Raw genomic sequence first — 243 nt, forward strand, 5'->3', positions numbered from 1 at the left:
CACCGTTCTCATCACTCACTACATCAATCTGTTCTTGGTGGTTGCGGTAAAGCGTGCCTTCACGAGTGATCTCCGCTTTCACGTCTTTTTGGATTTCACCGTTGTAGAAGAATTGGAATGTCACTGGTTCGCCTTCAATGATATCTGAAGGGTGCGTTACTGGCTTCATTTCAAGTAGCTTGCCTTCAATTTTGAAGACTGAATCCGATGGCTTACCTACTGTAATGTAGCTTTCTGCACGAG

At 44.9% G+C, this 243-nt stretch carries 1 protein-coding gene; it reads right to left on the minus strand.

Annotation, left to right across the window (positions count from 1 at the left end):
* A partial coding sequence (locus AB4512_RS22550; RefSeq protein WP_372175767.1) for a DUF4198 domain-containing protein occupies positions 1 to 243 on the minus strand: 243 nt, incomplete at both ends.

The organism is Vibrio sp. 10N.222.52.B7, assembly GCF_041474275.1.
Lineage (GTDB): Bacteria > Pseudomonadota > Gammaproteobacteria > Enterobacterales > Vibrionaceae > Vibrio > Vibrio crassostreae_C.